The organism is Pseudomonas chlororaphis subsp. chlororaphis, from assembly GCF_003945765.1.
Classification (GTDB): Bacteria; Pseudomonadota; Gammaproteobacteria; order Pseudomonadales; family Pseudomonadaceae; genus Aquipseudomonas; species Aquipseudomonas chlororaphis.
Genome location: NZ_CP027712.1, coordinates 1,421,388 through 1,434,980, shown reverse-complemented (window position 1 = coordinate 1,434,980; position 13,593 = coordinate 1,421,388). Strand labels below are relative to the sequence as shown.

Sequence of the window (13,593 nt, the reverse complement as noted above, 5' to 3'; positions counted from 1 at the left end):
GTTTTTTGATGGAGAGCGACCTTGCCTCTGCGTAGCACTTTCACGCGTTTCTTTCAGTTGGAAGCTGCCAGCGGTCTGTTATTGATTGCCGCTGCCATGCTTGCCCTGATCATCAACAACTCACCGCTGTCCTGGCTGTACAACGGCCTGCTGGACACTCCCGTGGTCGCCCAGATCGGCGCCCTGAAAATCGCCAAGCCCTTGCTGCTGTGGATCAACGACGGCCTGATGGCCATGTTCTTCCTGCTGATCGGCCTGGAGGTCAAGCGCGAACTCCTCGACGGCCACCTGTCCAAGCCTTCGCAGATCGTCCTGCCGGGCGCCGCCGCCATCGGCGGCATGGTGGTGCCGGCGCTGATCTACTGGTTCCTCAACAAGGACAACCCGCCGGCGCTCAGCGGCTGGGCGATCCCCATGGCCACCGACATCGCCTTCGCCCTCGGAGTGCTGGCCCTGCTGGGCAAGCGGGTTCCGGTGTCGCTGAAGCTGTTCCTGATGACGCTGGCGATCATCGACGACCTGGGGGCCATCATCGTCATCGCGATTTTCTACTCCGGCGCCCTGTCGACCCTGTCGCTGGTACTCGCGGCTGCCTGCCTCGCGGCGCTGGTGGCGATGAACCGCCTGGGGGTGGTCAAGCTCGGGCCGTACATGATCATCGGCCTGATCCTCTGGGTCTGCGTGCTCAAGAGTGGCGTCCACGCGACCCTGGCCGGCGTGACCCTGGCGTTTTGCATCCCGCTGCGCACCCGCAATGCCGAGCCTTCGCCGCTGCTGAGCCTGGAACATGCGCTGCATCCGTGGGTCGCCTACGGCATCCTGCCGCTGTTCGCCTTCGCCAATGCTGGCCTGTCGCTGCAGGGCATCACCGTGGAAAGCTTCACCCACTATGTGCCCATGGGCATCGCCATCGGCCTGCTGCTGGGCAAGACCGTCGGCGTGTTCGGCCTGACCTGGCTGGCGGTGAAGATGGGGCTGGCCGCCCTCCCCGGCGGCGCCAACTGGGGCCAGGTGCTGGGCGTGGCGATCCTCTGCGGGATCGGCTTCACCATGAGCCTGTTCGTGGGTTCCCTGGCCTTTGTGCCCGGCAGCAGCGAATACGCCGGCATGGACCGCATGGGCATCCTCACCGGCTCGCTCTTCGCCGCCCTGATCGGCTACGCGGTGACGGCCGCAGCCAGCCGCAAGAACCCACAACTGCCGGCATAACCGCCGGCGTTGCCAGGGCTGAAAACACAAAACCCCGACCAGTTGCCTGGCCGGGGTTTTGTTTTGTCGCGGTTAACGCTTAGTGGGCGACACGGCTGGTGCCATTGACGCTCATGATGCGTACGCGCTCGCCAACGCGGAACACTTCGTTTTGCTCAACTTGTTGTACATAGGCACGCATGCTGCCGTCGTCTTCACGCACGGTGATTTCCACGCCCTGGGTACGGGTCAGGCCTTCCTCGGTGGCGGAACCAATCAGGCCGCCCGCCACCGCACCGATGACCGCCGCCACGATGCTGCCTTTGCCGCCGCCGATGGCGCTGCCGCCAACGCCGCCGACCGCTGCGCCAGCGAGGCCACCGATCGGGGTCTTGGTGCCTTCGATTTTCACCGGGCGCAGGGATTCGATGGTGCCCATGCGAACGGTCTGTACGCGACGCGCCTCGTCACGGGAGTAAGAGTCACCGGACAGATTGGATTGGCAACCGGTGAGCAACATGGCCATCGTGGAAAAGGAAGCAACCAGCAAAACAGACTTACGCATAGGATCAACTCCAAAGGACAGATAATCATTAAACTCCGCAGCTTGACGCCTGTCACGGCGTCGCCCGGATAAAATGTGTTCCATTCAGCAGCAGTACAGACTGCTTGAATATAAAAACTCTTCACACGGTAGCGCTTATTTCCCGAGTTGCGCCACCGGCCAAAGGATTTTCCATGGATTACTTCATCATCGTCGTGACCACCGTTGCCGGCCTGTACTTCCATTGGTGGCTGTATGTACGGATCAAGCGCTGGATGGACCGGGACCTGGCGCTGTCGCTGGCCGGCGGGGACGAGAAGAAGAAATCCTTCATGCTGCAACAGCTGGCGAATGCCCATCGCCAGAAAGTAAAACGCCGGGACCTGCCACGGTGGCTAGAAGCCGCCGCGGCCGGTTATCCCGGCGAATGACCTGATTCCTGGTTCAGGGGGCCAGGCGCTCACGCACCCAGTCGGCACCTTGCAGGCGGTAGTTCAAGCGATCGTGCAAACGGCTGGCGCGCCCTTGCCAGAACTCGATGCGCTCCGGTAACAGGCGATAACCACCCCAGTGCTCGGGGCAATGGGGCTGGGTATCGCTGAAGCGCTCCTCGGTGTTCTTGAGCAAGGCTTCCAGCTCCTGGCGATCGGCGATCACCTGGCTCTGCGGCGATGCCCAGGCGCCCAGGCGGCTGCCCAGCGGGCGGACCTGGAAGTAGGCATCGGACTCCTCGGCGGTGACCTTGACCACCCGCCCTTCGATACGCACCTGACGCTCCAGGGCCGGCCAGAAGAAGGTCATGGCGGCAAAAGGCCGTGCGGCCAGTTGCTGCCCCTTGGCGCTGTCGTAGTTGGTGAAAAAGGTGAACCCCTGTGCATCCAGCCCCTTGAGCAGCAGGATGCGGCAATGGGGGCGCCCCTCTTCGTCAACGGTCGCCAGGGTCATGGCATTGGCCTCGACCGGCGGCTGCTCGGTTTTCACCGCCTCCGCGAACCACCGGTGAAACAGCGTGAAGGGCTCGACCGGAGCCTGGGCTTCGGTCAGTCCGTCACGGGTGTAGTCGCGGCGCATGTCCGCCAGTCCCTGGGTCATTGCAGGTTCCTTTTGCCCGATGCCTGATGAATCAGTTCTTCGCCTGTTCGGTCGCTGCCTTGGCTGGAGCCTTGGCAGTGGTGGTTTTCTTGGCGGTTTCTTTCTTCGCTACAGGCTTCTTGGCTGGGGCTTTTTTCGCCGGAGCGGCTTTCTTCGCAGCGACGGCTTTCTTCGAGGAAGCAGCAGGAACGACCGACTTCACATCCTGCACGGCAACCAGTTCAGCCTCGGATGGAGTCGGCTGGTTGTACTTGCTCAGCAGGGCCAGCATGGTGCTGCGCTGGGTGACGATGATTTCCACCCGACGGTTCAGCGCACGCCCTTCGGCGCTGTCGTTGGCCGCACGAGGCATCACCGAACCCATGCCACGCAGCATCAGGCGATCGCGCTTCAGGCCGGTGAGGCTGAAAATCGCGGCGACGGACTGCGCACGGTCACGGCTCAGCTTCTGGTTGGCCGCCGCGGCACCGGTGGTGTCGGCATGGCCCAGTACCAGCACGGAAGTCTTGGCGTCGGTACCCACGGCCTTGGCCACGCGGGTGAACGGGCTCAGGGTGACCGGCAGCAACATGGCCGGGCGATCCGGGTTGAACGAACCGTCAACCGGGGCGGTCACCACCAGGGTGTTCTCGCGACGTTCCAGTTGCAGGCGGCTGTCCTTGATGGCTTCACGCAGGCGTGGCTCGTAGTCGTCCAGCCAGGCCTGGGTGATTTTTGGATCCGGCATCGGGATGTCTTTAACATCTGCCTTGGTCGGAGACGTGGGCTGCTGATTGAACGGCCACCACCAGTTGCCGGTCTCGGTCTTGGCGACCTTCGGAGCCGCGGTCGCGGCGTCCGCCTTGGCCTTGGCGTCGGCTACTGGCTCTTTGACTGCGTCTTTGCTCGTGTCCTTGGAAGGGAACGGCCACCACCAGTTGGTGGTCTCGGCCTTGGCGGCCGGAGCAGCGGCGGAAGCGGTTGCGTTTTCGACCTTGGCCGCTGCAGGAGCGGTCGCAGACTTGGCGGTGGATGTGGCGGCGGACTTGGCCGCGGAAACTTCGTTGGCAGCTGCTTTTGCTACCGGTTGCACCGCTTCCTTGCTGGCGGCCTTATCGGAACCGAAAGACCACCAGTGCCCTCCTTCTGCGTCATTTTGTGGAGTTTGTGCACAACCGGTGACAGTGAGGCAAAGAGCCAAGGCTAAAGACTTGTTCGACGACATGGGATATCCACAAAATGAGATCAAAAATTACGGTCTCTACGAACCGTACAAACAGACGCTTTGAAAGTATAAAAGCCACAGGGTTCCTTTCTGATGCCTTTACTCATGTTTAGGCAAAAAAAATCCTGACAGCAACTTTTTTACAGACAATCCGACAGAACCCTCACCAACTTCTGCGCTCTTGGATCCATCAGCACGTATGGCCCCAGGGTATTGGTGACAAAACCGAAGGCCACATCGTACTCAGGATCGGCAAAACCGATGGAGCCACCCGCTCCCGGATGGCCGAAGGCGCGTGGGCCGAGACCGAAGGTCGCGTTGGCCACCTGCGGCAGGTCAAGCATGCAACCCAGGCCGAAACGGGTCTGGGTCAACAGGGTCTTGTCCATGCCGACGCTGTGTTCGCGCGTCAGCTCTTCGAGCATGTCCGCTTCCAGCAGGCTGCCATCGAGCAGGCCGCTGTAGAACCCGGCCAGGCTGCGGGCATTGCCATGGCCATTGGCCGCTGGCTGTTGCATGCGCCGCCATTCCGGCTTGTTGGTACTGGTCATGATCGACGGCGGGTTGGTGAACGCCCGGGTGGTCATGGCCGTGGGTTCGCGCATGGTCACTTGCAGCAGGCGCTGCGCGGCAGCGTCGCCGATATTGCCCTTGCCCCGGGCGATGTGTGCCACGCGGTAAAACTCCTCGTCCGCCAGGCCGACATGGAAATCCAGCCCCAGCGGCCTGGCGACCCGTGCCACGATGGACTCGCCGGGACCACGCCCGTCAGCCCGACGCAGCAGCTCACCCACCAGCCAACCGTAGGTAATGGCCGCATAACCATGACCTTCACCCGGAGTCCACCAAGGAGCCTCCGCCGCGAGGGCATCGACCATGGTTTGCCAGTCGTAGAGCGCTTCCGGCGCCAGCAGCTCACGCAAGGCCGGCAGCCCGGCCTGATGGCAGAGCAACTGCCGCAGGGTGACCGCTTCCTTGCCGGCCGCGGCGAACTCAGGCCAATACCGGGCAACCGGCGCGTCCAGCTGCAACTTGCCTTCGGCTACCAGTTGCAGGGCGGTGACCGCGGTAAAGGTCTTGGTGCAGGAAAACAGGTTGGCGATGGTATCGCTGTGCCAGGCCTCGCTGCCGTCCTTGTCGGCGGTGCCGGCCCAGAGGTCGAGCACGGTTTCCCCGCCGATCTGAATGCACAACGCCGCGCCGCGCTCCTGGGGATCCTCGAAGAGTGCCGCGAAGGCTTCGCGCACCGCCTCGAATTTAAGCTCGTAATGACCCTGAATCTGCACCCGTGACTCCCCCAGACCATGCTCTACAAAGTGGTGCGCATTGTTCCAGCCCTTGAGGGTTTTGGGAACAGAAGCGAGCCCGGTGGCGATCCACCGGAAGAATTGTTCAGAAAATCGACGGACATTGAACGTAGCGCGGGCCGGCCAGCTCCTACAAGTGAGTGTAGAGGCGGACCGGCCCGCACAAGGGAAGCCGTACCCTAAAGGCCTGGCTCAGCGATCAATGGCCATTCGCCGAATGACCACCCGCATGGCCGCCGCCCTGCCCTGCGCCCTTGCCATCATGGCCCGGCTTGCCACCATCGGCATGACCAGCGGTCTTGTCGGCCTCTGCCTTGGCCTTCCCGGCTTCCTTGCCCAACTGCTCAAGGGCCTGCAGGTTGCTCTTGCGCACGCTGTCGACAAAACCCTGGAATGGCACATCGGTGATGCCCACCAGGCCGAAATGGCCGTTCTCGCCGTCCAGCAGACGGCCGGTGACCGGTTGATCGAGGTACTGGAACCAGTGCACGCCGACAATCGACGGCTCGTTCAACGCCTGCTTGAGGAATTGAGCATAGGCCGGGCCGCGATCCTCCTCCCGCACCAGCTCGGTCACGCCACCCCAGAATGGGCCGCGATCCCGGGAGCCGAAGTTGAACTCAGTGATCAGGACCGGCTTGTCCAGCGTGTTCAGCCGGGCAAAGTCGTAACCGTCCTGTGGCTTGAGGGTGTACATGTTGAAACTCAACACATCGCAATACTGGGCGCAGGACGCCACGGCCTCGGGGGTGCTGATGGCGAAGCGTCCACCCAGCAGCAGATGATTCGGCGCGTGCCACTTCAGCGAATCGGAAATGGTCTTGAAGTAGGTGTCGGCAAAGACCTTCTGGAAGTATTTGAAGTCGGCTTCAATCTCCGGATGTTCCGGGCTAGGCAAAGGCGGCTCGAACCCCGGGTCCTCCATCAGTTCCCAGGCGGTCAGGTTGATGCCCCAGGCCTTCGACAAGCCCTCCTGGTTACGGTACTTGTCGCGCAGTTGCTTGAGGAACGCACGCTTGGCCGGGACATCGGTGGTCATGCGCAACGTGCCGTATGCCAGGGCATAACGCGACTTGGGGTCATCGCCGGGGCCGGCCCAGGCCAGTTCGTTGTCGGCAAAGTAGCCGATCAGCCAGGGATCGTCGCGGTGATCGCGGGCGGCAATGGCCACGGCGCGCTCGGTGGCCATGGCAAAACGCGGATCGAACGGATCAGGCATGCCGCCCCACCAGTCGGTGCCGGTGCTGATGCTTGCATAGTCGCCGACGATCGACAGCGGCAAGGTGTAGGGCACACGGTCGTTCAGGCCCAGCGCCGGCGCGCTCCAGTTGCCGATGGTGTTGAAACCCCAGGCTTGCAGGCGATCCAGGGTGTGGCTGGCCCAGCGTTTCTGGTCCAGGGCCGCGGCAGGGCAAGCTGGCGCGGCTGGCGGCTCGGCCTGGGCCTCCAGGGCGTCGGCCTTGGCGGCATCCGCCACACCGGCCTTGGTTTCGCTGCCCGGGGTGCAAGGCACGCCGTAGGTGCGCTGCAGATTGGCGCCATAGAAGTCGTACCAGCGACCCGCGTTGTAGGCGCGGCCCTGGTCGGCGCCATTGCCGCCGCGGTTGTCGCCTTCGCCGTAATAACCGGCCAGCGGCTCGCCGACGTTGGGCAGTGTCGCGAACATCCACTCACGACCGGCGACGTAGGTCTGGCTGTTGTCCGCCGCGACCGCATTGACCCCCAGGGAATAGAATGGATGCCCCTGGGGCGTCACCAGATACCAGCGGCCATCGCGCTTCTCGGTACGGAAGAAACCACTGGCCTTGAAGGCCGGCCCGTTGCTCCAGCCACCGAAGGTGTCCAGGGAGGCGCGCTCACGTTCGGCCAGCCAGGTTTTCAGTTGCTGTTGTTCCTTGCTCGCGGCAGCCTTGAGCTGCTCGTCGCTGGCGATCTTTTCCGGCCACTTGGCGCGGGTCGACTGGCCATAGGCATCCACCAGACCACCGTAGGCCGCCTTGGCCACCGCCTCGCCGTCCTGTACGCCGAAACGTTCGAGCAAGATGCTCTGGGCGGCTTTCGGTTGATCCATGGACAAGGTCACCGAGACCACCTGGCTGCGGTCCAGCTCGCCTTCGCTGCTGGTCAGCAGTACGCGCTGGCCTTCGAAGGTCATCGGCATCGGCGGACCGGCCTTCATGCCCTGGCTCAGCGGAGAACTGGCAACCAGCGGCACCAGCAGGGTCTGCGCCGGGCCGGCCGGCAGGTCGATGCGACTGACCAGGGTCTTGCCGTCATTGCTCTGGATCTTCACGTACAGGGTCAGGGCCCAGTTCATCGCGCTCTGGATCCGCAGGCTCATGACCCCGGACTGCGACCAGTCCCAGGCACCGGTCTGCGGGGTCAGGCGCAGGCTGGGTTGAATCGCCGGATTGAAGGTCACCCGGCGCAGCACTTCGCCCTCGGCTGTCTGCTCCGCGTTGGCTTGCGGCAGGCTGGCATCCACTGTCGCCACCTGTACCACATCGGCAGGCCGGACAAAGTTGAACAGCGTCTGTTGCCCCGCGGGCGCGGCGAGCAGCGGCGTGGCGAACAGCAGAGCAAAGACAGCGGGTAACGAACGGCGAATCATAGGGACCTGGTGCTCCTTAACGGCCGATGAGCGGCCTGTGTGCAATCAGAGGGATATGCAGTGGACAACGCGACCGGCCCACAGACCGGCCGCGCTCAGGAAATTTCCCGGCGGAACGGCGGCAACGCATTGAGAATAGCCTTGCCATAACGCTGGGTGACCAGGCGCCGGTCCAGCAGGGTGATGGTGCCGCGGTCCTGTTCGGTACGCAGCAGGCGACCGCAGGCCTGGACCAGCTTGAGCGAGGCGTCCGGCACCGAGATTTCCATGAACGGATTGCCGCCCCTGGCTTCGATCCACTCGGCCAGCGCGGCCTCCACCGGATCGTCCGGCACCGAGAACGGGATCTTGGCGATCACCACGTGCTCGCAGTAAGCGCCGGGCAGGTCCACACCCTCGGCAAAGCTGGCCAGGCCGAACAGCACGCTGGAATCGCCGCCATCGACCCGCGCCTTGTGCTTGTTCAAAGTTTCCTGTTTCGACAGGTTGCCTTGAATGAACACCTGCTTGCGCCAGTCGCGGTCGAGGCCGTCGAACACGTCTTGCATCTGCTTGCGCGACGAGAACAGCACCAGGGTGCCCCGCGAGCCTTCCACCAGCTCCGGCAGGTCGCGGATGATCGCCGCGGTGTGGGCCGGCGCATCCCGTGGGTCGGCGCGCAGGTCGGGGACCCGCAGCACCCCGGCGTCAGCGTGATGGAACGGGCTGGGCACCACCGCCGTCACGGCCTTTTTCGGCAGCCCGGCACGCATGCGGAAACGATCGAAGGAGCCCAGGGCAGTCAGGGTGGCGGAGGTCACGAGCGCGCCATAGGCCACGTTCCACAGGTTGCGACGGAGCATCTCCGCGGCGAGGATCGGGCTGGCGTTGACCTCGATGTCGAACAGCGAGCCGCTTTCCGCCAGGGTCAGCCAGCGTGCCATCGGCGGGTTGTCTTCCGGGTCTTCGGTGGTAAAGGCGGTCCACAGTTCCCAGTTGCCCGAAGCGCGGGACAGCAGGCTGCCGAACAGCGGGTACCACTCTTCGGCCTGGTTGCTGGCGATGCCGATATTGACCTCGCCGTCCATGCCTTCCTTGAGCAGGTCGGTCAGGCGGGTGAACAGGTCGGTCAGGCGCGAGAAGCCTTTTTTCAGCTCGATGCCCATTTCGCGCATATGGTCGGGGATCAGCCCGCCGACAAAACGATGGCGCGGCCGCTCGCGGCCTTCCATGTCTTCGCCGGTCTTGAAGTCGGCCAGTTGTTCGCAGGCGGTGAACATGAACTGCTGCTGGGTCTTGATCTCCCGCGCCAGCTCCGGCACCTGCTCGATCAGCTTGCCCAGATCGCCCGGCAACGGGTGCTGGGCCAGCAGTTTGGTGAGGTTCTTGGCGGTCTGCTCCAGCCAGTCGGCGGTGGAGCGCAGGCGAGTGTAATGGGCGAAGTGGCCGATGGCCTTGTCCGGCAGGTGATGGCCTTCGTCGAACACATAGAGGGTGTCGCGCGGGTCCGGTAATACCGCGCCGCCGCCCAGGGCCAGGTCGGCCAGGACCATGTCGTGGTTGGTGACGATCACGTCGACCTTGCCCATGCCTTCGCGGGCCTTGTAGAAGGCGCACTGGCCGAAGTTCGGGCAATGGCGGTTGGTGCACTGGCTATGGTCGGTGGTCAGGCGCGCCCAGTCAGAGTCCTCCAGGGCGGTGGGCCAGCTGTCACGGTCGCCGTCCCATTTATTGCCGGCGAGCTTCTCGATCATGCTGGTGAACAGCTTCTGGCTGGCCTCGTCGACCTCGATCTTGAAGCCTTCTTCTTCGAACAACTGGGCGGTGGCGGTTTGCGCGTGGCCTTCCTGCAACAGCATGTCGAGCTTGGACAGGCACATATAGCGGCCACGGCCCTTGGCCAGGGAGAAGGTGAAGTTCAGCCCACTGTTGCGCATCAGGTCGGGCAGATCCTTGTAGACGATCTGCTCCTGCAGGGCGACGGTGGCGGTGGCGATCACCAGGCGCTTGCCGGCGGCCTTGGCGGTCGGGATCGCGGCCAGGCTGTAGGCCACGGTCTTGCCGGTACCGGTGCCGGCTTCCACAGCCACCACGGCCGGGTCGCCGGAGCGACGGCCTTCGTCATCGGTGTCGACATCGCCCAGGACCTTGGCCACTTCGGCGATCATCAGGCGCTGGCCGTAACGCGGTTTCAGGCTCTTGGCTTCGAGAAAACGCGAGTAGGCGCCCTGGATCGTGGTTTTGAGTTCGTTGCTGATCATGGTTCTTCGGGCGCGAGAAACGCTGGATAAATTTTCAGTGGTTCGGATCGGCCGCTATCATACCCCGCTAATTCATCCCGCGCAGAACGGAGTACCCGAATGACAGCCTTTGCCCTTGCCTACACCCTGCATGTCCTGGCCGCCATGGTCTGGGTCGGCGGCATGTTTTTCGCCTGGATGGTGCTGCGCCCCGCGGCGGTGGCGGCCCTTGAGGGGCCGGCGCGGTTGAAGCTGTGGAGCGAGGTGTTCCCACGGTTTTTCGTCTGGGTCTGGGTCGCGGTGGTGCTGTTGCCGATCAGCGGCGTCGGCCTGATCCACCTGCGTTTCAGCGGCTTCGAGACCGCGCCGCGTTATGTGCAGGTGATGATGGGCCTGTATGTGGTGATGACCGCGCTGTTTATCCGGATCCAGTCGCTGCAGTTACCAACGCTGCGTCAGGCGGTGGCGGCCGAGGACTGGCCGACGGGGGCCACGACCTTGGGCAATATTCGGAAATTGGTGGGGATCAATCTGATCATTGGCCTGTTGCTGGTGGCGGTGGCGGCGGCCCGGCCGATGTTCTAAAAGCGGATACCGGAAAAAGCATCGCGGGCAAGCCTCGCGCCTACAGACAGCACAATCGTGTAGGAGCGAGGCTTGCCCGCGATAGCCTCAGAGTCAGCAGCGCCTGTTCGAAGACCGCCTACAGGCGTTGCACGGTTACCGAACCCGCAGGGCCTGCCGGCCCTGCATGGCCTTCGGCACCAGGACGGCCGCTCTTGCCACCGTCGGCGCGATAGACGAAGCAGCCTTTGGACTTGCCACCGGCCCCGGGTTTGCCGCCCGCACCGGCCACACCGCCGGCCCCACCATCGACTAAGACCTTGATCTGCTCCGCCGGGTAATCCCGCGGCAGCTCGACCCGCACCTGGGCACCCGCCGCCCCCGGCTGGCCATCACCGCCGTTGTCGCCATCGGCGCCACGCCCGGCCTGGCCCCAGGTGCAACCCGGCTCCTCGCCGTTGGCGCCATCGAGGCCGACATAACCCGGCGCGCCGGTGCCACCGCGCGCATCCACCGAGAGCTCCCCGGCCTGCAGCGAGGTGATGCGCAGCGTCAGGTTGCGTCCGGGCTTGGCCGCCTTCTCATAGGTCCCCGGAGCCCCGCGAGAGGTGATCTGGCTGCCGGCCTCCAGATCGGCATGGTCGACGTCCAGTTGCAGGCTTTGTTCAGCTGGAACGATAGCGATCCGCGCTTCGCGCCCCAGGCGCAACTCGCCGACCTTGACCTCGGTGACCGTGGACGGAATCAGCAAGGTGCCGTAGTCGGCCACTTCCAGGCGTTCCAGTCGCAGGCTGCTGGTGGTGTTGGGCAGGCGCATCAGGGAGTGGGTCTCGACTGTCACCACCTGGGCCAAAACCTGCGGGCTGCACAGTACCGCGAGCAGGCAGAGCTTACGCATGACCGGCCTCCGCGGGCTTCGCCGCCTTGAAGGTCTGCAGATGGAAAATGCCGGTCAGGAGAATCTGCAGGCGATCGCGCCAAGGGTGGGCGCGGCCTTTGAGGCTGCCGTTGAACAGCAGCAACTCCATCAGATGGGTCAGCAGCAACAGGCTGCCTGCCAGATTGAGCAACAGATGAATCGGATTGATCAGCGGGCTGACCAGATTAAATAGCACCAGCAACCAGAACAGCAGCGTCAACAGCTTGCCCAGCCCCCAAAACACCTTCATATGCCCCCCTTTGCGAATTTTTCTTTGCGCGCACAGTACCGACTTCGGCGCGGAATAAGCCAGAGGGCGGCGAAAATTCTCCCGCCGCCCCCTGCCAAGCCGCCCTGGCGCCTGGTGCTCAACGCTGAATATGCAGCTCCACCCGGCGGTTCTGCGCCCGCCCTTCTTCGGTGGCATTATCGGCGACCGGCTCGCTCTCGCCCTTGCCCTGGCTGGTCAGTTTGTCCGGCGTCAGGCCCTGGCTCAGGAGGAAGGCGACGACGCTGCTGGCGCGGCGTTCGGAGAGTTTCTGGTTGTATTCATCCGTCCCCTGGCTGTCGGTGTGACCGATGACCTTGATGCTCTGCACGTCGGCGCCCTGCAGCTTGGCCAGCAGCCCTTGCAACTGGTTTTGGGCTTCGGGGGTCAACTGCGCCGAGTCGAAGGCAAACAGCACATCGCCCTGATCGCTGAGGGTGATCACCTCGGACTGCGCCGCCGGCTCGGCTGCCGGTGCGGCCGGGTATTGCGGCAGCGGGCAGCCGCGGTTGTCGACCGGGGTATTGGCCGGGGTATCCGGGCAACGGTCACGGCGGTCGAACACGCCGTCATCGTCCTTGTCACCATCCTGGGCGTAGCAGATCAAGCCGCCGGTCACCAGGCCGAGTGCCGCGCCACCCGCAGCCCAGCCACCGCTTTCAATGGCGCCCAGGCCGCCGCCCACCAGGCCGCCGAGCAGGCTGCAGACTGGCCACGTACGCTGGTTGAGGGGGGCAGTGCCGTCGCTGTGGGTAGCACAACCTGTGAGCAGGCTGCCGAGCAGTAGAACCGGCAAGGCGGCTCGCGAGAGAAGACTCATCATGAATGCTCCTGTGTCACCGGCCCATACCGGTCACACAGGAGTAAAGACCCGCATGAGCGGCTGCACAAGCCGCCCATGCCAGGCAATCACGCCGGGCAATCAGCGGTTGATTTTGATTTCCGTGCGACGGTTCATCGCCCGGCCATCGGCAGTCTTGTTATCCGCGACCGGTTGGCTTTCGCCAGCACCGACGACCGAAACGAAACTGCTGCGGGGTACACCCGCGCTGATCAGGTACTCGGTCACCGAGCGCGCGCGTTTTTCCGAGAGGCGCTGGTTGTAGGCATCGCTGCCCACGCTGTCGGTGTGCCCGGTCACCCGCAGTTGCGCACTTGGCGCTTCCTGCTTCAGGCGCGTGGCGATGGTGTCGAGCTTGGCCTTGTCGGCAGCGGTCAGCCTGGCCGAATCGAATTCGAAGTGCACATCACGGATAACAATGGTCTCTTCCTTGACCACCACCGCTTCCTCGACCACTGCTACAGGCTCTGGCGGGCAACCGTTGGCGTCCACCTGCACGCCTTTAGGCGTGCCTGGGCACTTGTCGCGACTGTCCGGCACGCCATCGCCGTCTTCGTCGCCATCACCGTGCACCCAGCAATAACCGGCCGCGACACCAGCCCCCAGCAAGGCGCCGTAGCCTGCCCAGGACGAGCTTTCAATCGCGCCCAACGCGGCCCCACCGACACCCCCGACAGCGGCGCAGGTCGGCCAATCGGTTTTCTGCAAACCTGCGCAACCAGTCAACACACTGGTTAGCAGAACCAAGGGTAATGCTGTCCGAACTATGCTCATCTAGTTATCTCCTGAGGGAATCGGCTTAGAACCGATTGGGGGAGTAAAGACCTGGCTTTAAA

13 protein-coding genes are annotated in these 13,593 nt (G+C 63.8%); 3 read left to right on the top strand and 10 right to left on the bottom strand.

From position 1 onward, the window contains the following. Positions 1-21: 21 nt before the first annotated feature. Positions 22-1,209 carry a Na+/H+ antiporter NhaA gene (nhaA, locus tag C4K27_RS06455; protein WP_053259857.1) on the top strand — a complete coding sequence of 396 codons (1,188 nt, stop codon included), beginning with the start codon at positions 22-24 and terminating at the stop codon, positions 1,207-1,209. Between the two features lie 79 nt (positions 1,210-1,288). Here nhaA and C4K27_RS06450 read toward each other — a convergent pair whose 3' ends face one another. Next, on the bottom strand, positions 1,289-1,753 hold the full coding sequence (locus tag C4K27_RS06450) for an outer membrane lipoprotein (protein ID WP_007923357.1): 465 nt from the start codon (positions 1,751-1,753) through the stop codon (positions 1,289-1,291). Positions 1,754-1,926: 173 nt separating this feature from the next. Here C4K27_RS06450 and C4K27_RS06445 point away from each other — a divergent pair, with 173 nt between their 5' ends. Then, positions 1,927-2,163, top strand: coding sequence for a hypothetical protein (locus C4K27_RS06445; RefSeq protein ID WP_053259856.1), 237 nt, complete (start codon positions 1,927-1,929; stop codon positions 2,161-2,163). Positions 2,164-2,176: 13 nt separating this feature from the next. Here C4K27_RS06445 and pdxH read toward each other — a convergent pair whose 3' ends face one another. From pdxH to dinG, 5 genes are all read right to left on the bottom strand, one after another. Next, positions 2,177-2,824, bottom strand: coding sequence for a pyridoxamine 5'-phosphate oxidase (gene pdxH / locus C4K27_RS06440; RefSeq protein ID WP_007923081.1), 648 nt, complete (start codon positions 2,822-2,824; stop codon positions 2,177-2,179). 31 nt (positions 2,825-2,855) lie between these two features. Further along, entirely contained in the window at positions 2,856-4,028 is a 1,173-nt protein-coding gene (locus tag C4K27_RS06435; protein WP_053259855.1) for an OmpA family protein, read from the bottom strand. 140 nt (positions 4,029-4,168) lie between these two features. Next, entirely contained in the window at positions 4,169-5,314 is a 1,146-nt protein-coding gene (locus C4K27_RS06430; protein WP_053259854.1) for a serine hydrolase domain-containing protein, read from the bottom strand. Between the two features lie 220 nt (positions 5,315-5,534). After that, entirely contained in the window at positions 5,535-7,946 is a 2,412-nt protein-coding gene (locus tag C4K27_RS06425) for a beta-galactosidase (RefSeq protein ID WP_053259853.1), read from the bottom strand. A gap of 95 nt (positions 7,947-8,041) precedes the next feature. After that, the gene (dinG, locus tag C4K27_RS06420; RefSeq protein ID WP_007923064.1) at positions 8,042-10,186 is read right to left on the bottom strand and encodes an ATP-dependent DNA helicase DinG; all 2,145 of its coding nucleotides are present in this window, start codon (positions 10,184-10,186) and stop codon (positions 8,042-8,044) included. A 99-nt stretch (positions 10,187-10,285) separates the two neighbouring features. On the opposite strand from dinG, the gene C4K27_RS06415 reads away from it, so the two are divergent. Beyond that, entirely contained in the window at positions 10,286-10,750 is a 465-nt protein-coding gene (locus tag C4K27_RS06415) for a CopD family protein (RefSeq protein ID WP_053259852.1), read from the top strand. A gap of 118 nt (positions 10,751-10,868) precedes the next feature. Here the strand turns inward: C4K27_RS06415 and C4K27_RS06410 are convergent, their stop codons facing one another. From C4K27_RS06410 to C4K27_RS06395, 4 genes are all read right to left on the bottom strand, one after another. Continuing rightward, entirely contained in the window at positions 10,869-11,627 is a 759-nt protein-coding gene (locus tag C4K27_RS06410) for a hypothetical protein (RefSeq protein WP_053259851.1), read from the bottom strand. Further along, a complete protein-coding gene (locus tag C4K27_RS06405) occupies positions 11,620-11,898 on the bottom strand; it encodes a DUF1145 domain-containing protein (protein ID WP_007923058.1) in 279 nt (92 codons plus the stop codon). Before C4K27_RS06405 ends, C4K27_RS06410 begins: the two co-directional genes overlap by 8 nt. Positions 11,899-12,016: 118 nt before the next feature. Further along, positions 12,017-12,736 (bottom strand): PA1041 family peptidoglycan-binding anchor lipoprotein, encoded by a 720-nt coding sequence (locus C4K27_RS06400; protein WP_053259850.1) that lies wholly within the window; start codon positions 12,734-12,736, stop codon positions 12,017-12,019. Positions 12,737-12,838: 102 nt separating this feature from the next. After that, positions 12,839-13,531, bottom strand: a complete 693-nt coding sequence (locus tag C4K27_RS06395; RefSeq protein WP_007923054.1) for a PA1041 family peptidoglycan-binding anchor lipoprotein — start codon at positions 13,529-13,531, stop codon at positions 12,839-12,841. Positions 13,532-13,593: the final 62 nt, after the last annotated feature.